22 protein-coding genes are annotated in these 25,126 nt (G+C 54.2%); 12 read left to right on the top strand and 10 right to left on the bottom strand.

Annotation, left to right across the window (positions count from 1 at the left end; translation table 11 throughout):
- Positions 1–372: 372 nt before the first annotated feature.
- A complete protein-coding gene (mfd, locus tag H7A79_RS03165; protein WP_187001025.1) occupies positions 373–3,801 on the bottom strand; it encodes a transcription-repair coupling factor in 3,429 nt (1,142 codons plus the stop codon).
- 251 nt (positions 3,802–4,052) lie between these two features.
- On the opposite strand from mfd, the gene cas10 reads away from it, so the two are divergent.
- The 8 genes from cas10 to H7A79_RS03205 all read left to right on the top strand — a co-directional run bounded on the left by cas10 (position 4,053) and on the right by H7A79_RS03205 (position 11,172).
- Entirely contained in the window at positions 4,053–6,713 is a 2,661-nt protein-coding gene (gene cas10 / locus H7A79_RS03170; protein ID WP_187001026.1) for a type III-A CRISPR-associated protein Cas10/Csm1, read from the top strand.
- On the top strand, positions 6,713–7,105 hold the full coding sequence (csm2, locus tag H7A79_RS03175; RefSeq protein WP_214646402.1) for a type III-A CRISPR-associated protein Csm2: 393 nt from the start codon (positions 6,713–6,715) through the stop codon (positions 7,103–7,105). The genes cas10 and csm2 overlap by 1 nt, the downstream gene beginning before the upstream one ends.
- A gap of 14 nt (positions 7,106–7,119) precedes the next feature.
- Positions 7,120–7,836: a type III-A CRISPR-associated RAMP protein Csm3 gene (gene csm3 / locus H7A79_RS03180; protein ID WP_187001027.1), complete on the top strand. Its 717-nt coding sequence runs from the start codon at positions 7,120–7,122 to the stop codon at positions 7,834–7,836.
- Positions 7,837–7,844: 8 nt separating this feature from the next.
- On the top strand, positions 7,845–8,744 hold the full coding sequence (locus tag H7A79_RS03185) for a PDDEXK family nuclease (protein WP_353663629.1): 900 nt from the start codon (positions 7,845–7,847) through the stop codon (positions 8,742–8,744).
- Positions 8,745–8,751: 7 nt separating this feature from the next.
- A complete protein-coding gene (locus tag H7A79_RS03190; protein WP_187001029.1) occupies positions 8,752–9,021 on the top strand; it encodes a Card1-like endonuclease domain-containing protein in 270 nt (89 codons plus the stop codon).
- Positions 9,011–10,141, top strand: coding sequence for a CRISPR-associated ring nuclease Csm6 (gene csm6 / locus H7A79_RS03195; RefSeq protein WP_187001030.1), 1,131 nt, complete (start codon positions 9,011–9,013; stop codon positions 10,139–10,141). Before H7A79_RS03190 ends, csm6 begins: the two co-directional genes overlap by 11 nt.
- A gap of 67 nt (positions 10,142–10,208) precedes the next feature.
- Positions 10,209–10,973: a type I 3-dehydroquinate dehydratase gene (gene aroD, locus H7A79_RS03200; RefSeq protein WP_135035715.1), complete on the top strand. Its 765-nt coding sequence runs from the start codon at positions 10,209–10,211 to the stop codon at positions 10,971–10,973.
- Positions 10,960–11,172 (top strand): hypothetical protein, encoded by a 213-nt coding sequence (locus tag H7A79_RS03205; protein WP_187001031.1) that lies wholly within the window; start codon positions 10,960–10,962, stop codon positions 11,170–11,172. Before aroD ends, H7A79_RS03205 begins: the two co-directional genes overlap by 14 nt.
- Here H7A79_RS03205 and H7A79_RS03210 read toward each other — a convergent pair.
- The 5 genes from H7A79_RS03210 to H7A79_RS03230 all read right to left on the bottom strand — a co-directional run bounded on the left by H7A79_RS03210 (position 11,129) and on the right by H7A79_RS03230 (position 15,029).
- Positions 11,129–11,797 (bottom strand): TetR/AcrR family transcriptional regulator, encoded by a 669-nt coding sequence (locus H7A79_RS03210; protein WP_135035712.1) that lies wholly within the window; start codon positions 11,795–11,797, stop codon positions 11,129–11,131. The two genes, H7A79_RS03205 and H7A79_RS03210, sit on opposite strands and share 44 nt — an antisense overlap.
- 238 nt (positions 11,798–12,035) lie before the next feature.
- Positions 12,036–13,091: a UDP-N-acetylmuramate dehydrogenase gene (gene murB / locus H7A79_RS03215; RefSeq protein ID WP_187001032.1), complete on the bottom strand. Its 1,056-nt coding sequence runs from the start codon at positions 13,089–13,091 to the stop codon at positions 12,036–12,038.
- Positions 13,091–14,470 carry an MATE family efflux transporter gene (locus H7A79_RS03220; RefSeq protein ID WP_187001033.1) on the bottom strand — a complete coding sequence of 460 codons (1,380 nt, stop codon included), beginning with the start codon at positions 14,468–14,470 and terminating at the stop codon, positions 13,091–13,093. The genes murB and H7A79_RS03220 overlap by 1 nt, the downstream gene beginning before the upstream one ends.
- An 88-nt stretch (positions 14,471–14,558) precedes the next feature.
- Positions 14,559–14,753, bottom strand: a complete 195-nt coding sequence (locus H7A79_RS03225) for a hypothetical protein (RefSeq protein ID WP_187001034.1) — start codon at positions 14,751–14,753, stop codon at positions 14,559–14,561.
- 138 nt (positions 14,754–14,891) lie between these two features.
- Positions 14,892–15,029, bottom strand: a complete 138-nt coding sequence (locus tag H7A79_RS03230) for a MerR family DNA-binding transcriptional regulator (RefSeq protein ID WP_246408045.1) — start codon at positions 15,027–15,029, stop codon at positions 14,892–14,894.
- Between the two features lie 69 nt (positions 15,030–15,098).
- On the opposite strand from H7A79_RS03230, the gene H7A79_RS03235 reads away from it, so the two are divergent.
- Entirely contained in the window at positions 15,099–15,713 is a 615-nt protein-coding gene (locus H7A79_RS03235) for a cation diffusion facilitator family transporter (protein ID WP_135035706.1), read from the top strand.
- Positions 15,714–16,164: 451 nt separating this feature from the next.
- Here H7A79_RS03235 and H7A79_RS03240 read toward each other — a convergent pair whose 3' ends face one another.
- Entirely contained in the window at positions 16,165–17,145 is a 981-nt protein-coding gene (locus H7A79_RS03240; RefSeq protein WP_187001035.1) for an RluA family pseudouridine synthase, read from the bottom strand.
- Between the two features lie 106 nt (positions 17,146–17,251).
- Positions 17,252–17,548: a hypothetical protein gene (locus H7A79_RS03245; RefSeq protein ID WP_187001036.1), complete on the bottom strand. Its 297-nt coding sequence runs from the start codon at positions 17,546–17,548 to the stop codon at positions 17,252–17,254.
- A 97-nt stretch (positions 17,549–17,645) separates the two neighbouring features.
- Here H7A79_RS03245 and H7A79_RS03250 point away from each other — a divergent pair, with 97 nt between their 5' ends.
- Positions 17,646–20,528 carry an Rne/Rng family ribonuclease gene (locus H7A79_RS03250; RefSeq protein WP_377057953.1) on the top strand — a complete coding sequence of 961 codons (2,883 nt, stop codon included), beginning with the start codon at positions 17,646–17,648 and terminating at the stop codon, positions 20,526–20,528.
- A 302-nt stretch (positions 20,529–20,830) separates the two neighbouring features.
- Here the strand turns inward: H7A79_RS03250 and H7A79_RS03255 are convergent, their stop codons facing one another.
- Positions 20,831–22,108 carry a D-amino acid dehydrogenase gene (locus H7A79_RS03255; RefSeq protein ID WP_187001037.1) on the bottom strand — a complete coding sequence of 426 codons (1,278 nt, stop codon included), beginning with the start codon at positions 22,106–22,108 and terminating at the stop codon, positions 20,831–20,833.
- Between the two features lie 128 nt (positions 22,109–22,236).
- On the opposite strand from H7A79_RS03255, the gene H7A79_RS03260 reads away from it, so the two are divergent.
- Positions 22,237–22,701: an Lrp/AsnC ligand binding domain-containing protein gene (locus H7A79_RS03260; protein WP_135035694.1), complete on the top strand. Its 465-nt coding sequence runs from the start codon at positions 22,237–22,239 to the stop codon at positions 22,699–22,701.
- 203 nt (positions 22,702–22,904) lie between these two features.
- On the opposite strand, the gene H7A79_RS03265 is transcribed toward H7A79_RS03260, so the two are convergent.
- Positions 22,905–23,627, bottom strand: coding sequence for a 16S rRNA (uracil(1498)-N(3))-methyltransferase (locus H7A79_RS03265; RefSeq protein ID WP_135035691.1), 723 nt, complete (start codon positions 23,625–23,627; stop codon positions 22,905–22,907).
- Between the two features lie 331 nt (positions 23,628–23,958).
- On the opposite strand from H7A79_RS03265, the gene H7A79_RS03270 reads away from it, so the two are divergent.
- On the top strand, positions 23,959–24,729 hold the full coding sequence (locus tag H7A79_RS03270) for an inositol monophosphatase family protein (RefSeq protein WP_377057959.1): 771 nt from the start codon (positions 23,959–23,961) through the stop codon (positions 24,727–24,729).
- Positions 24,730–25,126 lie beyond the last annotated feature (397 nt).

Below are 25,126 nucleotides of genomic sequence, written 5' to 3' on the forward strand. Positions count from 1 at the left end.
TATATATCTTTGCCGGCTATTTTTACGGCTGTATTTGATATAGGTACTTTGGTGACAAAATAGACATTTTTTGCTAACCTAAATGTTTATTAAACCTTGTTTTATTTAGAGCTGGGGTCTTTGTAAAAATTACCTTAATGCCGTATATCATACTAGTGTTGGCATGGATCCAGATGAAAATATTGAAGTGTCGATTAAATAAATATTTGAATGCTAAACGTCTAGATTTCAATTGGCGTGGAAATAGTGGCGGATAAATTTTCTTGTGATATTTTTGAATGTGTAAAGAACCTAGCCTGCTGCTTGATACGGGAGATGTAGTGGGTTCGCTATTCAAAGGCCGTCTGAAAATTTTCAGGCGGCCTTGTTGTTTTATTTGTCTGTCAGTTTCTCCAAGACTGCTTTCACGGTGCGGATCCGCGCTTCTATATTGTCCGACACTGCAGTGATGCGCAGTTTGTTGCTGGCGGCCATGCGCCAGTTTTTGTGGCTCTGCATCAGCATGATGATGTCGGCGGGGTCGAGGGTATGGTGTTTGCCGAAGGTGAGGGTAATGGCTTCGCTTGTTGCATCGACCGCGTCTATGCCCATTGCTTTGGCTTTAAGGCGGATGCGGTGGCTTTCGAGCAGGGTTTTGGCGGGCTCTCCGGGTAGGCCGAAGCGGTCTACCAGCTCTTCGTGTACGGCGTTGATCTGTGCTTCGGTTTCGCAGGCGGCCAGGCGTTTGTAGAGTACCAGCCGTTCGTGGATGTCGGGGCAGTAATCTTCGGGCAGTAGCGCGGGGCTGTGCAGTTTGATTTCGGTGGTTACACCCAAAGGCGCATCTAAATCGGGCTGGCGGCCTTTTTTGAGATCGCGCACGGCCTGCTTGAGCATTTCGGTGTAGAGCGTGAAGCCTACCTGTATCATTTCGCCGCTCTGGCCTTCGCCGAGGATTTCGCCGGCGCCGCGGATTTCCAAATCCTGCATCGCCAGCGTGAAGCCGGCACCGAGTTCGTCTGCCGCGGCGATGGCGTCCAGCCGCTTTTCGGCGTCTTTGGTGATGTATTCGGGGGTGAGCAGGTAGGCGTAGGCTTGGTGGTGGCTGCGGCCGACACGCCCGCGCAGCTGGTGCAGCTGCGCGAGGCCGAATTTGTCGGCGCGGTTGATGATGATGGTGTTGGCGTTGGGGATGTCGATGCCGGTTTCGATGATGGTGGAACAGAGCAACACGTTAAAACGCTGTTGCAGAAAATCGCGCATCACCTGCTCCAGCTCGCGCTCGCGCAGCCGGCCGTGAGCCACGCCGATGCGGGCTTCGGGCAGCAGCGTTTCCAGCCGTTCGCGCATATTCTCGATGGTTTCCACTTCGTTGTGCAGAAAAAATACTTGACCGCCGCGCTTGAGTTCGCGCAATACGGCTTCGCGTACGCTGCCTTCGCTGAAGGGTTTCACAAAGGTTTTCACCGCCAAACGGCGGTTGGGGGCGGTGGTGATGAGTGAAAAGTCGCGCAGCCCTTCCAAGGCCATGCTGAGTGTGCGCGGAATCGGCGTGGCGGTCAGCGTGAGCATATCCACGTTGGCGCGAAGGCGTTTGAGCTGCTCTTTTTGGCGCACTCCGAAGCGGTGTTCTTCATCGATAATCACCAAGCCTAAGTTTTTGAATTGAATATTTTCCTGCACCAGTTTGTGTGTGCCGATCACAATATCTACCGTGCCATCGGCCATGCCTTTGAGGGTGGCGGTGGTGGTTTTGCCGCTGTTAAAGCGTGAGAGGGCGGCTACTTTCACGGGAAAATCGGCAAAGCGGTCAGCAAAGTTTTGCGCGTGCTGCTCCACCAAAAGCGTGGTGGGGGCAAGTACGGCCACTTGTTTGCCGCCCATCGCCGCCACAAACGCGGCGCGCAGGGCAACTTCGGTTTTGCCGAAGCCGACATCGCCGCACACCAGTCTGTCCATCGGCCTGCCTTGGGTGAGGTCTTTGAGCACCGCGCCGATGGCGGCGGCCTGGTCTTCGGTTTCTTCGTAGCCGAAGCCGTCTGAAAAGGCTTGGTAATCCTGCTCGTTGAAGGCGAATTTGAAGCCCTCCTGTGCTGCGCGGCGGGCATAGAGGTTGAGCAGCTCGGCGGCGGTGTCGCGCGCTTTTTCGGCGGCCTTGCGTTTGGCTTTGCTCCACGCGCCGCTGCCGAGTTTGTGCAGCTGCACGGTGTCGGCCGCCTGCCCCGAATAGCGGCTGATCAGGTGCAGGTGTGATACCGGCACATAAAGCTGCGCACCGCCTGCGTATTCGAGCAGCATCATTTCGGCCGGGCCCTCGCCCAAGTCCATCGTAACCAAGCCCATATAGCGGCCGATGCCGTGTTCTTCGTGCACCACCGGATCGCCTGTGTTGATTTCGGCCAAATCGCGAAGCAGGCCGTCTGAAACCTGTGCGTGTTTTTTGCGGCGCACACTGCGGCTTTTGGCCACATATTGATACAGTTCGGATTCGGTAACCACGGCCAGGGCAGGGGTGGAGCCGTCTGAAAGGCCGTCTGAACAACAGCCCGCGGGCAGTTGGAAGCCGTAGGAGAGCGGTGTAACCGTAATCGCCAGCGGCGCATCGCTGCTTAAAAACGCCTGCCAGCTTCTAACGCTTTCGGGTTTCAGGCCGTGTTGGGCGAAAAAGCCGAGCATGGTTTCGCGCCGCCCCGCGCTTTCGGCGGTGAGCAGGATGCGGCCGTTGAAGGCCGTCTGAAAGTTTTGCAGCGCAGAGAGCGGGGTTTCGGATTGGCGGTCCACCGCCACATCGGGCAGCGCGTGGTTGGTGCCGTTTAAATCGGGCAGGATTTGACCGTAGGCTTTCAGACGGCCTGCAAATTGGTCTTCGCTGAGATACAAATGCTGCGGAGGCAAAGGCGGGTAGGTTTCATCGCCCTGCGCCATCGCAAAGCGTGATTTGACGTCTGCCCAAAAACGCGAAGCGGCGGCGTGCACATCGCCGATGCACACCAACAGCGCTTCACCGCCGATATAGTCAAACAGGCTGGAGAGGCCGTTTTCAAAAAACAGCGGCAGGTAATATTCGACTCCCGCGCCGAAACGGCCGCTGCTCACCGCCTGATACACGGCGGCTGCGTTGTGGTCGGCGTTGATTTCTTCGCGAAAACGCGCGCGGAAGATTTTTTGCGCATCGGCATCGGTGGGAAATTCGTGCGCCGGCAGCAGGCGGATTTCGGACACCGGTGCGATGGTGCGCTGGCTGTCGGGGTCGAAGGTTTTGATGCTGTCGATTTCATCGCCGAACAAATCCAGGCGGTAGGGCAGCTCCGCACCCATCGGAAAAATATCGAGAATGCCGCCGCGCATGGCAAATTCGCCCGAGGCCACCACGTTGGAAACATGGCTGTAGCCCGCATCGGCCAAATTGCGGAGCAAGGCTTCGGCATCGAGCGTCTGCCCCGTTTTCAGCCAAAACGTGCGCCCCAGCAGAAACGGCACCGGCGCGAGTTTCTGCATGGCGGTGGCCACCGGCACAACCAACACATCGGCCAAGCCGCTTTTTACCTGCCACAAAGCAGCCAAACGCTCCGACACCAAATCCTGATGCGGCGAAAAGCGTTCATAGGGCAGCGTTTCCCAGTCGGGCAGAAACACGGCGTTATCCTGCGGACGGAAAAACTGCCAGGCACTCTGCAGGCGCAGGGCCTGTTCGACATCTTGGGTAAGAATCACTTTCAGCGGTTTTTCGGGCAGATTTTGCGTTAATGCCCACGGCAGGCTGCCGGGGGTGAAATCCAGCCAGCGGGATTTTTGCGAAGGGGCGGGGATAGGGTGGTTCATATCGTTATCGGCAGCAGTTCAGGCCGTCTGAAAGATTTCAGACGGCCTGTGGTTGAAAAGGATAGGGGTGATTTTAACAGAATGGAGAGAAGTTTCCGAAACAGTATAAACAGGCCGGTTCAATAGATTTGTCCGCACAAATTTGTGCTGATGCACGGAAATTCTGGTCTTTGTTACAATCGATTACAATAAATAACAAAAATAAAAATATGCTTAATAGAATCACTTAAATTTAACAACAGGAAATTTTTATGTTGAATTCAACCGCTAAAGTGGCTTTCGCTGCCTATTTGCACGATTTGGGCAAATTTGTAGAACGGGCGCGCTTGGATGTGCCGGATGACGAGCTGCAAACCCATGTGCAACTTTATTGCCCCCGTTTGTTTGTTGACGGCAAGCCGGGCCGGCAATATACGCACAAAGATGTTTTGGAACAGCACGTGCCGGATTGGGAGTGCGGCGATATGTATCCGTTTGCCGATAGGGCGCAAGTGGACAAAACCGATTCTCTGCTCCATGCCGCTGCCATGCACCACAAGCCCGAAACCTTTCTGCAATGGATTATTGCCACTGCTGACCGTGTGGCTTCGGGCTTTGGGCGGGAAACGTTCGAACACTACAACCAAAGCGATGATACCGCACCGGCCAACGGCAACCGGCAAACCGGTAAAAACCACTATCAGACGCGTTTGTTGACGCTGTTTGAACAAATCGCCGTCCACTGGCAGGCCGAATCTTTGGATAACGCTGATTTGGATTATTGCTATCCGCTCAAGGCCTTGTCGCCCGAGTCAATCTTTCCGCAAAAGCGCGAAACGGGCGAGCCGGGCGACAACCAACGGGCGCAGGCGGAATATCGGGATTTGTGGCAAAAATTTTTGCAGGCCTTGGAGACGATACCGGTTTCACACCGCCAAAACTGGGATTTATGGTTAGATCATTTTGATACCCTGTGGCAAACCTACACCCATGCTATTCCTGCCGCAACCGCTTTCGGCGTGAAGCCCGAAGTGTCTTTATATGACCACAGTAAAACTACGGCCGCGCTGGCCGCCGCTTTGTGGCGCTGGCATGAAGCAAACGGGCAAACCGGTGATGAAGCGGTGCAGGCACTAAAAAGCCGCAGTGATTGGGATGAGCAGAAAATCCTGCTGATTCAGGGCGATTTTTTCGGTATTCAGAATTTTATTTTTGCTTCGGGCAGCCAAACCAACAAACGCGCCGCCAAGTTATTGCGCGGCCGCTCGTTTCAGGTGTCGCTGTTTGCCGAACTGGCGGCCTTGAAAGTGTTGCGTGCCTGCGGCTTGCCGTCTGTTTCACAGATTTTAAATGCCGCCGGCAAATTTATGATTGTGGCACCCAATACTGCAGACGTACGCACAGCGGTGGAAACAGTGAAAGCAGAAATCAACGCTTGGTTTATCCGGCACAGCTTCGGCCAAGTGGCTATGGGCTTGTCGGTGCAGGCGGCAAGCTGCAATGATTTCACCGATAAAGAACGTTTTGCCGAGTTGGTGAAACAATCGTTTGCCGTGTTGGAACGGGCTAAGCTGCAACGCTTTAACCTGACCGCAGACACTCCTGCCGTGTTAAACGCGGATTACAGCCAATGCGCAGCCGGCAGCGTGTGCAGCTACAACCAGCAGTTGCCCGCAGAAATCGAGGCAGACGGCCGGGCGGCGGCACGCTTGTCGCAAGACCAGATTACCTTGGGCAATCTGTTGACCAAGCAAAACCGTATTTTGGTATTGGAAAAGGGTGGTCAGGTGCATTCCGGCGGTAATACCGTCAAATTGCGCCTGCCCGTGTTTGGTCTGCATATAGCCTTTACTGCCGAAGACATCAGCGGCAAATTCGGCACGCAGGCGGCGGAGGGCACTTTATGGCGTTTTTGGGATTTCAGCCTGCCCGAGCAGCTTGGTGATCATGTTTGGAAAGGCTATGCCCGCCGCTACATCAATGCTTATGTGCCCCATTTCAGTGAGGCCGATGAATGGTTGAATCAAAAATACAGCCCGGTGCGTGGCGAGGATGATCAAACGGAAATCGAAGCCGGACAGCCGAAAACCTTTAACCATTTGGCCTGTGAAGACAGAACCAGTGAAAACAGAACCAGTGAAAACGGGCAGCAGTTTATCGGCAAAGTAGCCATTGCCGCTTTAAAAGGCGATGTCGATAATCTCGGCACCATCTTCCAGAAAGGTTTGCAGGCACCCACTTTTGCCAAGATGGCGGCACTTTCCCGCCAGGTGAACCACTTTTTCAGCTTGTGGCTGCCGGCTTATTGTGCCGAACATTATCCGAACACCTATACCGTCTTTGCCGGCGGCGACGATTTCTTTCTCATCGGCCCGTGGCTGCAAACGCAAAAACTGGCGGCCGATATGCGGGAGGCGTTTGGCCGTTATGTGGCCGGCAATGAGGAAATCAGTTTCAGCGCCGGTATTTACATCACCAAACCCGGCCTGCCTTTGGGCGGATTATCAGCCGGAGCGGAAGAGGCTTTGGGCTCAGCCAAAAGCTTGTGCCATTCGCAATACGGGCAGAAAAACAGCCTCTGCGTTTACGGAACCAGTGTTTCATGGCACGAATGGCACGCGATTGAAACTGCTGCGGCAAGAATCGGTGAATTAAAAGATGCTTACGGATTAAGCACCGGTTTTATATACGATATGTTGCAGTTTTGCGAAGCGGCGGGCCGGGAGCGCAACGGCGATATTGCAGCCTGCATGTGGCACAGCCGTTTGGCTTACCGCATCCGCCGCCATGTGGACGACAACAAAAAAATCATCAGCAAAAACAATGCTTACGCCAAATTGATCGAAGCGTTTTATAAAAACGGCATTAAGCATTTGGAAGCGAAATACCGTATTCCCCTGTTTAACCACTTTTATTTACTGAGGGCAAAATAATGGACTTGAACCGAATCAAATTAAATACCGAGCAGTTGCCGGTGGATATTTTCAGCACCGTGGCGCAAGAGGCGGCGGAATATATCCACGATTTCAATAAAAGTAAAAATAAATCCACCCAATTGCGTAAGTTTTACGATGAATTGGCCATGTGGCACGACAAGGTTTTTCAGGCGGCCGACCGTGCGGGCGAATACCAAAAAGCCGCACCGTTTATTCAGATGCTGAAAGCCAAAGCCGCTTATGCAAGAGGAAGGGAGCATGTTAATGAACAGTTTGTCGACATGTTTAACCACATCATCGACCAGATTAACAGCGCAGATGCCTTAAAAAACGCCAAACTCTTTTTTGAGGCCGTATTGGGTTTCCGCAAAGTCAGCGAAGCCAAATAATTCAGGAGAACAACATGAAATTAGCAAACATTCACATTTTGGAAGCCAAGCTGGTGTTGCAAACCGGTTTGCACATCGGCGCGGGCGACAGCGAAATCCATATCGGCGGCATCGACAACAGCGTGATCAAACACCCGGTGAGCGGCGAGCCGTATATTCCCGGCAGCAGCCTCAAAGGCAAAATCCGCAGCCTGCTGGAATGGAAAAGCGGCGTGGTGCAGGAAGCACCGCTGGGCAAACGTGAATATGAAACCGCACAAGGCGCGGAAAAAACCGCCGTCAAACACATTCTGCAACTGTTCGGCATCAGCGGAGACAGCCAAAGCGAAGCCTTGCAGCAGGAAATCGGCCACACCCGCGTTTCGTTTTGGGATTGCGGCTTGAATCCGGATTATGCGCAACGCTTGTGCGAAGATAATCTGCTGTTTACCGAAGTGAAAAGCGAAACCATGATTAACCGAATCAGGTGTAGGAAATTCCAGCGTTGTTTACACTTTCCGTTTTTTGCATGCAGACCCATTTTGGGATTTTTGAGGGTTGTCAAGAATGCCGAAAGGCACGGCGAAGCCGCATCGTTCTTGAGAATGCTCCAAAATCACGAAACCATCATTCCAGCAAAAAAACAAAAGCTGTTTGGCATAAAAAGTGTAAACAACCCGACCTTTTCCAACACACGGGCGGGAATCGTTGGCTTGCGATTTGATCGAGCCGATACGCCCGTTTTACGATGAATGGGCAGTTGCTTTGTTTGCCGAGGGGGCTGCGTGTTGAAGATTTTTCGATGCGCGGCGGTGCGTGCGAAATGGGCAAGGCCGGCAGAATGCGCTTTTATGCGGCTTTTGAAACGGCGGCAAAATCATGGCGGCCGCAAATGCGCCGTTTGTGTATGGATTTACTTTCGGCACTGGGGAGTGAGCTGGGCGATGAAAGCGGATGTTTTGCCGAATCTGAAATGGTGGCGGCAGAGAAAGATGATGCGCTGGCTGATGCTTATAATATGGCACAGGTAGGTAAGGAGATATTTAACCTGCTGCGCGATATGGATAAGGAACAAGTGGCGCTAAATGTAACCGGCGGCACCAAGCTGATGGCAATCGCGGCATTTGCAATGTTTAAAGAGGCGGGCTATCCATCGTTTTATTTCACAGCAAACAGCAATGAAGTGCTGCTGTTGGATAATAACAAGCGTTTGTCGCTAAAACCACCTAAAATCAAAATCGAAGATTATTTGATGCTGCACGGCTATCCGGCTCGGCATAAGCTGCAAAAGCAGCTAACGCATCGTGAGTGGCTGCCGTTTGCAGAAGAGCTGGTGCGTGCAAAGCACAGGTTGGAGTCGGAGTTGGGGCAGCTTAATTATAAGATTTCAAAGGCGGATAAGCGGGCATTGAAATGTAAAGTGCCTGCCGGCACCGTTGCGCATAATATGCAGTATTTACTGGAACTGTTGGAAAAATACGGCTTGGCACGACAGCAGGGCGGTTGTTTGGTGTTTGCCGATGAAGAGGCCAAGCAATATGCGGCGGGCGGTTGGTTTGAGGATTATGTGTTTCAGACGGCCAAATCTTTGCCGGGTGTGCAGGATGTGGCACTGAACGTGCAGATTGAAAATGCCAAAGAGCAGGTGTTCCAACACTGAATTGGATGTGTTGCTGCTGGCAAACAATGTGTCGCATGTGTTGGAGTGCAAAACGGCCAATTTTGCCAAAAATGAGGATAAGGCCGGGGATGCGCTGTATAAGCTGGAATCACTGAAAAAACTCGGTGGCCTGAGAACAAAAGCGATGCTGCTGTCGTATCGGGAATTGACCGGAAAAATCCGCAACCGTGCAGAGGGGGCGCAAATCAAGATTATCGAACAGAAGGATTTGAGCGGCATGAAAACACTGCTGGAGAAATGGGTAAATGGCCGCTAAAAAAAGAATCTTGGTGGCGGTTACCGGTATGTCGCCGCAGATTGTTACGGAAACGCTGTATGCGCTCCATACGCAGCAGCAATGGCTGCCGCAGGAAGTGTATGTGTTAACCACGCAAACCGGTGCTGCCAATATTGCCAACTCCCTCTTGGGGGAGGGCGGTTTTTTCCGGCGCTTGTGCGAAGAATATGAATTGCAGGATATTGCTTTCGATAAGGATTTTATCCATGTGATACGCGATGGGGCGGGGCAGCCGCTGGCCGATATCCGTTCGCCGCAGGAAAACAATCTGGCGGCAGACCAGATTGTGCGCTTTATTTACGATTTGTGTGCCGATGGGCAAACCGAACTGCATGTGTCGATTGCGGGCGGGCGCAAATCGATGGGGTTTTACATCGGTTACGCGTTGTCGCTCTTCGGCCGCAGGCAGGATAGATTGTCGCATGTGCTGGTGGAAGAGGCTTTCGAGCAGCACCGCGAATTTTTCTATCCGCCGCGCCAAAGCGTGTGGCTGGATACGGCCAAAGGCCGTTTGGACGCTTCGCAGGCGCAGGTGATGTTGGCCGATATTCCTTTTGTCCGTATGCGCGAAGGAATGCCGAAACTGCGGTTGGCCGATAACTGGAATTTTTCTCAGGCGGTAGAATTGACGCAAAAGAGCTTTAGTGATTTTAATTTGTTGATCGACTGCCCGACTATGAACATAGTTTGCGGCAATATGGAGCCGATCAAGCTGGCGGAACGCGAATTCAGTTTTTATTTGGCGATGGCCGAATTCAAACAGGAAGGCATTGTGTTGTGCAGGCAGAGAAACAGCCCCGATTATCAGTGTTTGAAAGAGCGTTATTGGCAGCATTACTGCCGGTTTAAAAAAGATCTGCAGGGAAGCGGCCCTCAGGCGAAGCGCCGCCGTGAGGAGGCTTATCAGAATTTGGATATCGGTGAAATCTGGAAAGAAATGCCGACACGGATTAAAAAAGTGTTGGAGCGCCATTTGGACGATTATGCCAAGCATTACCTGATTAACAGCTCGGGATTGAGAAACAGCTTGAATTATCAACTGGAAACAGATAAAAACAGAATCCGAATCCGGTATGTTAGCGCGGATGATCAAGGGTAACTCAAGATCTATCGGGCTTTGCAGGGCTTGAGGCCGTCTGAAAACCGTTTGACGAGGTTAAGGAACGATGAACACTGTTACAGTCAAAAATACCGTTTTGGGCGAAGGCCGCCCGAAAATCGCCGTGCCGCTGGCGGCCGAAGATTCAGACGGCCTGCAGTCGGCATTGCAGGGTTTGCAGGGGCTGCCTTTCGATGTGGCGGAGTTGCGCGCAGACTTTCTCAAGCAGGCGGCCGATGCGGGATATGTGATGGATTGTTTGCGGCAGGTGCGCGCGGCATTGCCCGATAAGCCGCTGCTGTTTACCTTCAGGCGGGCAGAAGAGGGAGGCAGATGCCCGGTTGCACAAGATGATTATTTTGCGCTGGTGCAGGCAGCCATACGCTCGGGTTGGGCGGATATGGTCGATATCGAGCTGTTTGCGGGCGAGGCGCAGGTGAAAGAAAGCGCGGCACTGGCCAAATCACACGGTGTGGCCGCGCTGCTGTGCAACCACGATTTCGATGCCACGCCGCCGAAAGAAGAGATTATCGCCCGCCTGCAAACCATGCAGGATTGGGGGGCGGACATCTGCAAAATCGCCGTGATGCCGCAGTCTCCTGCCGATGTTTTGGTGTTGCTCGATGCCGCGCAAACGATGTTCCGCCATTATGCGAAGCAGCCGCTGGTTGCGGTGGCGATGGGCAAGATGGGCGTTATCAGCCGCCTGGCAGGCGGAACATTCGGCTCGGCGATGACGTTTGGCGCGGCAACAAAGGCATCGGCACCGGGGCAGATAGCGGTTAATGATTTGCGCACGGTTTTGGATATTTTGGCGGATGAGGCCGTCTGAAAGGTTAAGGCCGTCTGAAAGGTTGAGGCCGTCTGAAAGGTTGAGGCCGTCTGAAAGGTTGAGGCCGTCTGAAAGGTTGAGGCCGTCTGAAAGGTTGAGGCCGTCTGAAAGGTTTCAGACGGCCTCGGTTTTTTATATTGTCGGTATTGAAGGCCTCAGCGTGTTTGCACGCATTCTGATTCGGAGCCGAGGTTTTTGACGGTGTGGTCGAATTCGGCCACATATTGCGGCAGCAGATAGGGGCGCAGCAGGCTGAGGGTGCGGCCGATACCGCGTATTTTGGAATCTTCTCCCAGTTTGGCGCGGCCGCGGATGGAGCCGTCGAAGTCGAACCAGTATTTGGTAATCATCCACATATTCACGGCCAAATCGTGCATGGCGGTTTCATCGGCGTTGATGATGCCCAAGCCGTTAAGACGGGTGAGCAGGTTTACCAGCAGGGGGGAAACTTTGGCTTGTGTGAAGTTGTTGTGTTCGCCCAAAAGCTCGGCGCTGCGGGCAAGCAGGGTATTGACATCGCTAAACAGAAAACGGTAACGCCACATGATGTCGTAGATGCCCGACATATAACCTACGGCTTGGCAAACGCTTTCGGGCAGAGCGGCGGTTTGCAGATAGCCCAGCAGGTCATCGCTGTAGCGCTTGAAAAGCTGCACGATGATTTCGTCTTTGTTGCGGAAGTGGTAATAGAGATTGCCGGGGCTGATGCCCAAATGGGCGGCAATGTGGTTGGTGCTGATATTGCGCTCGCCTTCTTCGTTGAAGAGAACGAGTGCAGAATCAATGATGCGCTGATAGGTGTTTTGTTTGCCGTCTTTCGCCATGGTTCAGTCTCCTTGCTGCCGTTTGTCTTTATGGTGGATTGGGTGATTATATCAAGAAAGCGGCAAAGTGATGTTCCGACACGCAAAGCCGCGCAAATGCAGTATGGCGCGCCGCTCCCAATGAAAAGGGATAATGAGAGAAAACGGAGCCGGCCGTGTTGCCCGCCGCAGGCAGCGTGGTTTGCAGCTTTAAAGAAAGGGCGGCGGAAACGGCTCAGGCGGGAATCCGGGCAGATTTTCAGACGGCCGCTGCGGTATCGGGCGCGGTATCTGCGCCTATCCAATTGGGTTCGGTGTGGAGCGCAACGCCGAAGGTTTGCTGCACGGTGCGCACGATGTGTTGCGCCAATGCGTAAACATCGTGCGCCTGCGCCTGCTGTTTGTTTACCAACACCAGCGCCTGTTGGTTGTGAACGGCTGCGCCGCCGATTTGGAAGCCTTTGAGGTTGCAGCATTCGATCAGCCAGCCTGCGGCAAGTTTCACCGAGCCATCGGGCTGCGGGTAGTGCGGCATATCGGGATACTGCGCCAGCAGTTTTTGCGCTGTTGGTGCCGCCACCACGGGGTTTTTGAAAAAGCTGCCGACATTGCCCAGCGTTTTCGGGTCGGGCAGTTTGCCCGAGCGGATCTGGCAGACGGCATCGGATACGTCTTTCGCCGTGATTTTGCGCCCCGCGCAGGCCTGTTCCACCACAGCGGCCAAGTCGCCGTAGCGCACATTGGGGCGGAAGGTTTCGTTTAGGGCAAACACCACCGCCGTAATCACATAACGCCCCCTGCCTGCCTGTTTGAACAGGCTTTCGCGGTAGGAAAAGCGGCAGGCGGCATTATCGAGCGTAACAAATGTGCAGGTGTCCAAATCGAAGCAGCGCACGCTGTGTATCGCGTCTTTCACTTCCACGCCGTAGGCGCCGATATTCTGCACGGGCGATGCGCCCACGCTGCCGGGAATCAGGCTCAGGTTTTCCAGCCCGCTCAAGCCCGCTTCGAGCGTGTGCAGCACAAATTCGTGCCACACTTCGCCCGCCTGCGCTTCGAGATAAACGAGGCCGTCTGAACGGAAAAGCTCGCGGATGCCCCGGTTTTGGATATGGACGGCCAAACCCTGATAATCGCCCATCAGCAGAATATTGCTGCCGCCGCCCAGCCACAGCACGCTTTCGCGCTTGAATGCGGGCAGCTTCACGATTTCGTGCAGGTCGTTTTCGTGTTCCAAAACCGCAAAATCACGCGCCCGGGCTTTGAGGCCGAAGGTGTTGAGCGGGGTTAAATCCACATTGTGCATCACTTGCATCACACTGTCCTTTTGCGCGCCGCCTGCGGGCGGCTGCACCATTGCAAATACCAAACCAGCAGCACCGCCGCCACCGTGAGCGACAACACCAGCGCCGTCCAAAAACCATAAATGCCCATATTCAAACCATAGGCGAGCGCATAGCCGGGCAGCAGGCCGAAGCCCCAAAACGCCAGCGCGTGTATCAGCATCGGCACTTTGGTGATTTTATAGCCGCGCAGCGCATAAGAAGCCACGCATTGGGTGCTGTCGGCAAGTTGGAACACCGCCGCAAACAGCAGCACGGCGGCGGCAATGCCCAATACGGCGGCATCATCGGTATACATGCCCGCCAGCGGGTAGCGGAGCCATACCAACAGCAGGGCGGTAACCGCCGCCAGCATCAGCCCCAACACCAGTGACACGCCCGAAATATAGCGCGCCCTAATATATTCGCCGCGTCCGAGCGAATAGCCCACCCGCACCGTGCCGGCTGCGCCCACGCTTTGCGGAATCATATAAATCACGCCGGTAAGGCTGATCACCACCTGTTGCGCGGCGATATAATCCTCACCCAGCGGGGCAATCAAAAACACAATAAACGAAAACAGGCTCGCTTCGAGAAAAAACGACAAACCGATGGGCGCGCCCAGCTTCCAGATTCTGCAGAACGCATCGGCTTTGGGGCGGCTGAAACGGTCGGTCAGCCCGAAGCGGCGGAAATAGGGCTGCTTGGCCGCATAAAGCCACAACACCGCCGCATTAAACCAAAACACCGTCGCCGTGGCCAGACCGCAGCCTGCGCCGCCCAGCGCAGGCATGCCGAATTTGCCGTAAACAAACATATAGTTGAGCGGAATATTGAGCAGAAACGCCAAAAAACTCACCACCATAATCGCGCGCGGGCGGTTGAGGCTGGAGGCATAAGCATGCAGGGCGCGGTGTATCATCGCGGCGGGCATGGCCAGGCCGGTGAAAAACATATAATGCCCCATCATCCGCTCGACCTTGCCGCTCAGGTTCAAAACCTGCTGAAACAGCGGCACCGCCGCCCACAGCAGCAGCATACCGGCCAGCCCCAGCATCAAGCCGAACCAGATGCCCTGCCGCCCCGTTTCGCCCACTTCGGCGGTTTTGCCCGCGCCGAACAAATGGGCAATCATCGGATTGAGCGCCGTCATCACCCCCAAAAAGGTGATATACACGGTGGCAAACGCGCTGCTGCCCAATGCCACCGCCGCCAAATCGTCTTTGCCCGCGCCGCCGGCCATCACCGTATCGACAAAACCGATGCCCACCTGCGCCACCTGCGCCAGCAGCATGGGCAGGGCCAGCAGGGAGAGCTTTTTGATTTCTTTCGAGAAAACGGAGAAGGAATAGCGGTTTAAATCGAGCAGCATGGGGTTTTTTGATATTCAAATAAGGCGGGCACCGCGCCGCGTGGGGCGTTCAAGCATTGTCGGGGCTTCAGACGGCCTGTTGCCGATATTATAGAGACTGTTTGAAAAGCGGCGTGTAGTGTAACAAAAAAAGCCCCGTTTCGGTTGGATTGGCAACAGGCAGGCCGTCTGAAACACGGTCTGCCCAAGTGCTGTCGGCCTGCAAGATTTTCCGCAATAAGCAGAAACGCCGTCTGCAAACCGCTTTGGCAAGCCGCGTCAGGCCGCGCGGCTGCCGTTGCACAAACCGCTGCCCTGTTTGTAATGTAGAGCAGCCCGCATCCATGCCCGGGCATATTTTCAGACCCGAGGTGTATTTTCAGACGGCCTGTAATGCAAAGCCATGCCCGAATCGGAGCGGGTTTCAGCTCTGATTGGGAATTTAATAACGGCAAGGGCAAAACCTGCTATTTTGTTGGTGCGTGGGGCTGATTAAGCCTTGTTTTTCATAATAACGAATGGTTTCCAAATGCACGCCTGCTTGTTCACTGGCTTGTTTTATTTTAAAAAATTTTGACATTTTGGCTTGACCCTGTAATGGCTACGGAGTTTATAATATAGCAAGCTTCATCTAAAACAGGAGCAAAAAATGCCGTGCCAAAATTGTTGCGGTTCAAATCAACCCACTCATCAATCGCCCAAATACAAAAAAGCCTTGTGGATTGTCTTGATATTGAATTTAACAATGTTTTTTGTAGAAATTGTAATGGGGATAAAATCGGGTTCAACTTCGCTGTTATCGGACAGTTTAGACTTCTTGGGTGATAGTGCCAATTATTTGATAAGTTTGATTGTGTTGCCAATGGCGTTAAGTTACCGTGCCAAAGCGTCTATGGTCAAGGGGCTAACAATGGGCAGTTTTGGTTTGTTTATTTTAATGACGACCGTTTATCGTGTGTTTTATGGGGAAATTCCCAGTTATTCTGAAATGAGTATTGTGGGATTTTTGGCGTTATTGGTAAATGTGTCAGCATTGCTGATATTGTTAAAATTTCGTGATGGCGACAGCAATGTCAGAAGCGTGTGGGTGTGTTCCCGAAATGATGCCATTGGTAATGTAGCAGTGATTTTGGCTGGTATAGCAGTTTATGTTTTTGGGTCAAAATATCCTGATTTAATTGTGGCTTTTGTTTTGGCATTTTTGGCATTACAAGCCAGTCAAGAAATCATCAAAAGGGCTTGGACGGAATTAAAAGTCAGTTAATTTAAAGCACCGTTTGGATTAAGGTTCAAGCGGTGTTTTTCTTTCTAAAATTTTACAAAATAACTTTCAGCCAGCCCCAAAAACCTTAATTTGTAATTCATTCTCATTTTTTGCTAAAATGGCGGTTATTTTAAGTTGAAGTTTAAAATGCAAAATTCCTTAATCGCCCTAGCATTATCGCTTGCCTTAACTGCCTGTCAAACAATGCCGGCAGACACGCAACCGGCTTAAACCGGCCTTTGAGCGGTGCGCCGAAGCCGCCGCCATGCCGCTTCAGACGGCCGCCAAACCCGCCTTTGCCGGTGTCCCGCCCAATCCGTGCTCCCGGGTAAAACCGACCTGGAAATACCGGCCGTTCGAGCCTGCCAGTGAGCTTTATCTTGCCCTTATATGGAGCGGGACAAGGTTGCGGACAGGCATATTTTCTGCTTCGGCAGAATCAAACAGAACCTCATCCCTGCCGGCTTTCCAACACCGATAAAAACTGTGCCAAATCTTGCGGCAGCGCCGCTTTCAGGTGCAGCGGCCCGCCCGTGAGCGGGTGGTTCAGATGCAGTTCGGCCGCGTGTAGAAACATCCGTTTCAGGCCGAGTTTCTGCAGGCGTTTGTTGGCCTGATAATCACCGTAGCGTTCGTCACCTGCAATCGGGCAGCCTTGCGACTGCATATGCACCCTGATCTGGTGGGTGCGGCCGGTTTTCAGCGTGGCTTGGGCGAAGGTTAAATCCGACAGGCCGACACTGTGCAGAAGGCCGTCTGAAAAACGGTTCAACACCCGCAAAACCGTGTGTGCCGGTTGGCCGTTTTCACTCACGCGCACCATTTTTTCGCCCTGCGCGCCGGTGTATTTGAAGAGCGGCAGTTTTACATCTGTGCGGTTTTGTTTCAGACGGCCCACCCCCAGCGCGAGATAGATTTTTTTCGGGTGGTTGTTGCGGATGGCTTCGTGCAGCTTCACCAGCGCGCTGCGTTTTTTGGCAACCATCAACAGGCCGCTGGTGTCTTTGTCGAGGCGGTGGACGAGTTCGAGATATTCGGCTTCGGGGCGGGCGCGGCGGAGTTGTTCGATAACGCCGAAGCTTACGCCGCTGCCGCCGTGCACTGCCGTGCCTGCGGGCTTGTTGATGACCAGCACGGCATCGTCTTCATACACAATCTCAAACCTGCGCGCGGGCGCGGCGTTTTTTTCAGACGGCCTCTGTTTTTCGGCCGTGCGCACGGGCGGAATGCGCACCACATCGCCTTCATTCAGCCGCTCGGACGGTTGGGCGCGCTTTTTGTTCAGACGCACCTCTCCTGCGCGGATAATGCGGTGGATATGGCTCTTGGGCACGCCTTTGAGGGTTTTGATTAAGAAGTTGTCGAGCCGCGCGCCGGCATCCGCTTCGGTGATGCTGATGCGGCTGACCAAGTTTTTGCTAATTGCAGGCATTTTCTCTATAATCCCGTTACTGTTTTAAGACGGTTTAAGAAGAAATAACAGGCCGTCTGAAACAGATTCGGCGCAAGGTTTGCAAACGGCAAACCGAAACCGCCCGTTATTGTGAACCGGGTATTTTATCTGAAAAAAGCACGCCACAAAGCATTTCCTTTGTCTGCCTTAAAGCCGGGCGGATAAAGATGTAATTAAGTTTAACCTTTTCCGGCACGGTGCCCGCAAGCATAAGACGCACGACAACGCGCTGCCGCAGGATTTTTGCCGCGCCGGACAGCAATGAAGAAGACGGCTCGTATTTGCCGGCTGCCCGATGGCGCAGCGGCAGGCCAGCAGCATGGAAAAACGCAAATCGTAGAAGCATCCGTGCCGTATGTTCTTTATCTCCCTTCTCGTTCAAGCAGCCCCACACGCCGTTTCAGACGGCCTGACCATTGGCGGCTGGCAAGCGTTGAATACTGATTACACGCCTCGTGGGTGCATGAAACGAGGTTGTTATGAAACGTATGTTGTTTAACGCCACGCAGGCCGAAGAGCTGCGCGTGGCAATCGTTGACGGGCAGACCCTGCTCGATCTCGATATCGAAACGCTGGGCAAAGAGCAGCGTAAAGGCAATATCTATAAGGGTGTGATTACCCGCATCGAGCCGTCGCTGGAAGCGTGTTTCGTTGATTACGGCACCGACCGCCACGGCTTTCTTCCGTTCAAAGAAGTCTCCCGAACCTATTTCCAAGACTACGAGGGCGGCCGCGCACGCATTCAAGATGTGCTCAAAGAAGGCATGCAGGTGATTGTGCAGGTGGAAAAAGACGAGCGCGGCAACAAAGGTGCGGCGCTGACCACCTTTATCAGCCTGGCCGGCCGCTATCTGGTGCTGATGCCCAATAATCCGCGCGGCGGAGGTGTGTCGCGCCGCATCGAAGGCGAAGAGCGCCAAGAGCTGAAAGCCGCAATGGCCGAGTTGGATGTGCCGCGCGGCATGAGCCTGATTGCGCGCACTGCCGGCATCGGCCGCAGCGTGGAAGAGCTGCAATGGGATTTCAACTATCTCAGGCAGCTGTGGCAGGCCATCGAAGAAGCGGGCAGGGCGCACCACGAGCCGTATCTGCTGTTTATGGAAAGCTCGCTGCTCATCCGCGCCATCCGCGACTACTACCGCCCCGACATCGGTGAAATTCTGGTCGACAACCGCGAGGTACACGAGCAAATCAGCGAGTTTATGAGCTATGTGATGCCCAACAACATCGGCCGTCTGAAACTCTATCAAGACCACACACCGCTGTTTTCGCGTTTTCAAATCGAGCATCAGATTGAAAGCGCGTTTGCCCGCAGCGTGAGCCTGCCTTCCGGCGGGGCGGTGGTTATCGACCACACCGAAGCCCTGGTTTCCATCGATGTGAACTCGGCCCGTGCTACCCGCGGTGCCGATATTGAAGACACCGCCTTCAAAACCAATATGGAGGCCGCCGAAGAAGTGGCCCGCCAAATGCGCCTGCGCGACCTGGGCGGTTTGGTGGTGATCGACTTCATCGATATGGAAAACCCCAAACACCAGCGTGATGTGGAAAACGTGTTGCGCGATGCCTTGAAAAAAGACCGCGCCCGTGTGCAGATGGGCAAACTTTCCCGCTTCGGCCTGCTCGAGCTTTCGCGCCAACGCCTGAAGCCTGCGCTGGGCGAAAGCAGCCATACCGCCTGCCCGCGCTGTGCCGGAACCGGTGTTATCCGCAGCATCGAATCCACCGCCCTGCATGTGCTGCGCATCATTCAGGAGGAAGCCATGAAAGACAACACCGGCGAAGTGCACGCACAAGTGCCGGTAGATGTGGCTACTTTCCTGCTCAATGAAAAACGCGCCGAACTGTTTGGTTTGGAAGAGCGTTTGGAGGTTTCGGTATTCCTGATTCCCAACAACCATCTCGAAAACCCGCACTACGAAATCACCCGTGTGCGCACCGATGATGTGGACGAAAACGCCGAGCCGAGCTACAAGCGTGTGGAAGTTCCCGAAGAAAACGAAAGCGACAAACCTTTCGGCAGCGAAAGGGCCAAAGCCGAACGCCCCGAGCCGGCCGTGAAAGGGGTGAAGCACACCCGGCCCGCGCCCACAGCGGCCGCGCCGGCCTCCGCCCAACCGGGTTGGTGGGGTGGTTTGAAATCGTGGCTGGGCAAAGTATTCGGCGGCACGCAGGAGCCTGAAAAAGCGGCCGAAACCGAAAAAAACACTGCGCGCAGCAACGGCAGCCGCCGCCCGGCCGCCGGCAGCCGCCGCCAAGCCCCGCGCCGCAACCCGAACCAGAAACGGCAGGATAACGAAGCCCGGGAAGCAGATGAAGCCAAAGAAACTCCGGCCGCAGGTTTGACGGAAAACAGCGCAGGCGGCAACGGCAGCCGCACCCGGCGCAACCGCCGCCATCAGGATGAGGGCAGCTGCAACCGCCCAATCCGCAACGATACCGGCGACAGTGTTTCCGAAGCAGGCAGGCCGGCAGAGAAAGCAGTTGAAAAAGCAGTCCGTAACGGGCAGCACGGCAACCGCCTCAACCGCAGCGAAAAACCGGCTGCGCAGGTTGCCGCCGGGGCAGTTGCAAAAGCGGAAAAACTGCCCGAAACGGCAGTGGAGGCTGCGCAAACCACACAGGCTGCAACCGGCAGCGATGATCGGAGCAGCCGCCGGGAGCGCGAACGCAACCGTCAGCGCGACCAACGCGACCGCCGCAGCAACAGCAAGAAGCGCAATATTCCTTCAGCCGCTAAAATCGAGCAATATCTGAGCATTGAGGAAACGGCCGACAAAGTGCGTTTTGCCGTGGCGTATGTGTGCGGCGGGGCTGAAGAAACACCGGTTGCTATTTCTGTTGCCGCACCGTTGGCCGCCGATGCCGGCGCGGTTGCGCCCGAGGCCGACAAACCTTTGGTTGTGGTGGTGCCTGCCCGGATTGAGGCTGCCCTTGTGGAGCAGTCTGTCGAAAACAGCGCAGCCGAACCGCTTTTGTTTGCCATCGAACCCGATGATGCCGGGGAGCCGGTGAGGCCGTCTGAACAGCAGATAATCGAATCAGCGGTGTTCAATACCGAGCAGGCGGTTTGTGCTGTGTCGGGTATCGGCCATGCAGACGAAGACCGTGAGGCGGGGCAGCCGGAAGCGCAGGCGCAAGAAGCTGCCGCCGTACAAACCGTAACGGTGGCGCCGGCTGTTTCAGACGGCTTGGACTTGGGCGGCCTGGTGCTGGTGCAGACCCGTGCGGATGCCATGGCTGCCGCCGCAGTATGGGTACAACCCGAAACACCCACTCTGCGCCGTGCCGATGTGCCGAAAATTGCAGAAGCCGAGGCTGCCGATGTTGCGCTGGTGCAGGTGGAAACCGCCCGGCAGTAAGCCTGATACAGGCAGAAAAAATCCCGGCCGTTATCGAATGGCCGGGATTTTTTATATGTTTTTTATTGCATAACTTTTTATCGGCTCTGCTATGGCGTTTGCAGCAAGCTTGGGCCGTCTGAAAAAATAATAGGGCTGTATCGATGGTGTGCAGGCAGTAATACCGCAGATGTTGCTGTATCCTTAGCGTATTGCATAGTGAAAGCAGCGCAGCGGGGTAAGGCAGCAAAGCCGCCAAGTGAAGCACCATATGGAACAGATTCTGCTGCCGGCCTGCTTTTTTGAAGCAGGGCAACGCAGTGTCAGTGGATATGGAATCCACTGTGTTTTTCATACCGCGCCGGCCCCAGATCATCGCTACGGATCTCTGTTTTTCTGCCGCATACCAAATCGGCGGTCAGTTTGGCCGAACCGAGCGACATCGTCCAACCCAGCGTGCCGTGGCCGGTGTTGACAAACAGGTTTTCAAAACGGGCGGCGCCGATGATGGGGGTGCTGTCCGGTGTCATCGGGCGCAGGCCGCTCCAGAAAGTTGCGCGCGGCAAATCGCCGCTGCCGGGGAAAAGGTCGGTTACCACCAGCTCCAACGTTTCGCGGCGTACAGGGGAAAGTTGCAGCTTGTAGCCGGAAAGCTCGGCCATACCGCCGATGCGGATGCGTTGGTCAAACCGAGTAACGGCCACTTTATAGGTTTCATCGATGATGGTGGAAACGGGTGCAGCTTTTTCTTGGGCAACCGGCACGGTAAGCGAGTAGCCTTTAACCGGATACACGGGCAGATTCAAGCCCAGCGCTGCCGTTATGGGGCGGCTGAAACTGCCGAGCGCGCACACAAAACAGTCGGCCTCAAAACGCCCGCCGCCTGCGTGAACGGCTTTAATCAGGCCGTCTGAATGTTCGATGCGGCCGATTTCGCAGTTGAATTTGAACGATGCCCCTTTTTCCATACACATCTGCGCGAGTTTGCGGGCAAACAGGTGGCAATCGCCGGTGGCATCGTTGGGCAGGTAGAGTGCGCCGGCGATTTTGTGCAGTGCGTTTTTTAACGCGGGTTCGTATTGCAGGCACGCTTCGGGCTGCAGTCTTTGGTACGGCACGCCGTAGCTTTGCAACACTTCGATATCGCTTTGGGCTGCGTGCACTTCTTTTTCGGTGCGGAAAATCTGCAATGTGCCTTTGTTGCGTCCTTCAAAATCCAACGCGTGTTCGGCCTGAAAGCGGCAGAACATTTCGCGGCTGTATTCCGACACCCGCACCATGCGTTCTTTGTTTATGTGGTAACGGCCGGCATTGCAGTTGCCCAACATCTGCCACAACCATTGCAGTTGGAACAGGCTGCCGTCCGGCTTGAAAATCAGAGGCGAATGCGGCCGCAACAGCCATTTTGCTGCTTTTTTCGGAATACCCGGTGCAGCCCACGGTGTGGTGTAGCCGTAGGAAAGCTGCCCTGCGTTGGCAAAGCTGGTTTCCATCGCTGCCGCATCGGCACGGTCGATAACCACAACATCGTGTCCGGCCTCCAAAAGATACCAAGCCGTACACACGCCCGCTATGCCTGCGCCCAACACGATCACTTTCATTGCCGACCCTTTTTGTAGGTAGTGGGATTATAAAGTTTATCTTATTTAAAATAGTGTTTTTCACTTTATTGATAAATTTAAAAAGATTATTATTCTGAAAATAATCTTGTTAAAAGTGAAAAGCAATTATGAAAGATTTGGATAAAACCGACTTTAAAATTTTAAAGCTGCTGCAGCAAAACGCCCGTATTCCGATGACGGAGCTGGCCGAAAAAGTGGGCTTGTCCACCACGCCCGTTACCGAGCGTGTGCGCCGCCTCGAGCGCGAAAACATCATCAAGGGCTACCACGCACGCCTGAACCCCCACGCGCTGGGGCAAAGCCTGCTGGTGTTTGTAGAAATCAAGCTGCGCTCCAAATCGGGCAATATTTTTGAAGATTTCCGCCGCGAAGTGTTAAAAATTCCGCAGATTCTCGAATGCCACTTGGTGTCGGGCGAATACGACTACCTCATCAAGCTGCGCCTGCCCGATATGTCGGCCTACCGCGACCTGCTCGGCAATATCCTGCTGCAATTGCCCGCAGCGGCAGAAAGCCGCAGCTATGTGGTGATGGAAGAGGTGAAAGAAGAAATGCAGTTGGATTTGGGCTAGCGCGAAAATCCGGCCGCGCCCAATCAACTGTTAGGGGCAGGCAATTTCCGGTGGATATATTGATACTGCGGGCGGCATACAATTGCTGAGGCCGTCTGAAAAACCGGCGGCGGACAAAAAACTTTCAGACGGCCGGCCAATACAGCAGTACCAAAAGCTTTCAGACGGCCAGTCAAGCTCTAACGGCAATCATCAGATAAAACTCAGGCGAAATCGCCCCATAATGTCTGCACGGCAGCGATGGCCGCCGGTGCAGCAGTTTCGGTGCGCAGAACACGCGGGCCGAGTTTGACTGCCTGGAAACCTGCATCAAAGGCCGACTGTTCTTCTGCCGCCGTCCAGCCGCCTTCGGGGCCCGCCATCAGAATCATGCCCTGCGGGTCGGGCTGGATGCTGCGCAAACTGCGCGCTTGGGTAAGGCTCAGCAGCAGGCGGGCGCCTTCGGGCAGGCTTGCCAGGGCTTCGCGGTAAGGCAGGAGCGGCCACACTTTCGGAACCACATTGCGCCCGCTCTGCTCGCAGGCCGAAACCACAATATCCTGCCAGCGGGCAGAGCGTTTGCCGGCCCGCTCTCCGTTTAGGCGCACCAGGCAGCGTTCGCTCAACACCGGGCGTATTTCGGCAACGCCCAATTCCACGCTTTTTTGCAGGGTGAAATCCATGCGTTCGCCGCTGGAAACTGCCTGCACCAAGATAATCCGCAACGGTGATTCGTTGTCGGCTCTTTCTTCGCGCAAAATTTCCGCCTGTGCGCGGCGTTTTTCCAAAAGCACCAGGCGCGCGGGATACGCTTTGCCGTTGCCGTTAAACAGCACGATTTCCGCCTGCGCGCGCACCCGAAGCACGTTCAGATGGCGTACTACATTTTCGGGTAAAGCAAGAAGCCGGCCTGGAGATAACACATCGGGAACGTAAAAGCGGGGCATATTGTTGGTGTCGTTGGCTGAAAAAAGTTAATATTGTCGCTTTTAAATCGAAATGGCAAGTGTAGTGAATACCCTTCATTTTCGGAAGCAGGCAGTAAACCGCAGACAGTGCAAAACCAGTGCGGTTGCCGCTTGGGCGGCCGTTAAAACCGTTTTAGCTTGGCGGAAATTTGTTTCTTTTCGGAAACGGCGTTTTAGCTTCGCAGAAACTGGTTTCCTTTCGGAAACGGCGTTTTCTTGAGGCCGGGGCGCAGTAAGGGCAGCGGCAGAAATGAAGAGAGCCCGCTATATTTAATATTTTTAAGGGGATATCGTGTTAAACAAACTGCATATGCTGGTGCGCGAGGTGGCAAAAACCGAAGTGATGCCCCGTTTTCTCAATGTGGGCATCAGCCGCAAAGCAGACGGTTCGCTGCTGACCGAGGCCGATTTGGCGGCGCAGGCGGCATTTGCAGCCAAATTGCCCGGCCTCATCGATTGCCCGATGCTGGGTGAAGAAATGGCCGTGCAGCGTCAAACCGAATTGTGGCGGCACAACGGGCAGGGGCTGTGGGTGGTAGATCCCATCGATGGCACCAATAATTTTATCAACGGCCTGCCGCATTTTGCCTTATCGTGCGCCTTTATCTGCAACGGCCGTCCGCAGCTGGGCGTGATTTACAACCCCGTAAGCGATGAGTGTTTTTATGCCGAGCGCGGCGGCGGTGCGTTTCTCAACGGCCGCCCGCTGCCGTTGCGCAATGTGCAGAAACAGCTTCATGAAGCGATTGCCGGTGTGGAAATCAAATATTTGCGCTCGGGAAAGCTTTCCAGCCGTATGAATACGTTGGCACCGTTCGGCAGCATACGCAGCATGGGCAGCAGTGCGTTGGATTGGTGCTATTTGGCTTCGGGCCGCTATGATATTTATGTGCATGGCGGTCAAAAATTATGGGACTACGCTGCCGGCGCGCTGATTTTTGAAGAGTCCGGCGGCAAACTGGCCACTTTGGAGGGCGATGATTTTTGGAGTGGCGACCATGTGTTCAAACGTTCGGTGATTGCCGGCCTGCAGGCCGGACTGTTTGAAAAATGGTTGAAGTGGATACGGGAAAACCAATAAATGCTTCCCGAATCCGTATGTGCTCTGCAAACGGCCTGATAGTAGGCCGTCTGAATAAGATCTATATAACACAAAAGTTTCCTGAGATTTATACCTAAAATGATTATTCATTTTGCAAATAAACAACAGCAAACCCAAATTATGGAAATAATTGCACAGATTAACGCCATTTAAAGCTAACTGGTCTAGAATGCAGACTGCTGGTGCTGCTAACGCCTTTTCTCTCCCTTGAGGCGGGTGCCGGCAAGACGTTTTCCCGCAATGTATTAGCCATTCATACTTCTCCCTTGGTATGAATGGTTTTTTTTGTCTGCAAAATACCGCCTTGCCGTTTTTAATGTAGGCCGTCTGAAAACTAAAGCAGAAAGCTTGATTGCCGCCTCGGAAACCGCTTGAA

Origin of the sequence: Neisseria musculi, from assembly GCF_014297595.2 — a bacterium.
Lineage (GTDB): Bacteria > Pseudomonadota > Gammaproteobacteria > Burkholderiales > Neisseriaceae > Neisseria > Neisseria musculi.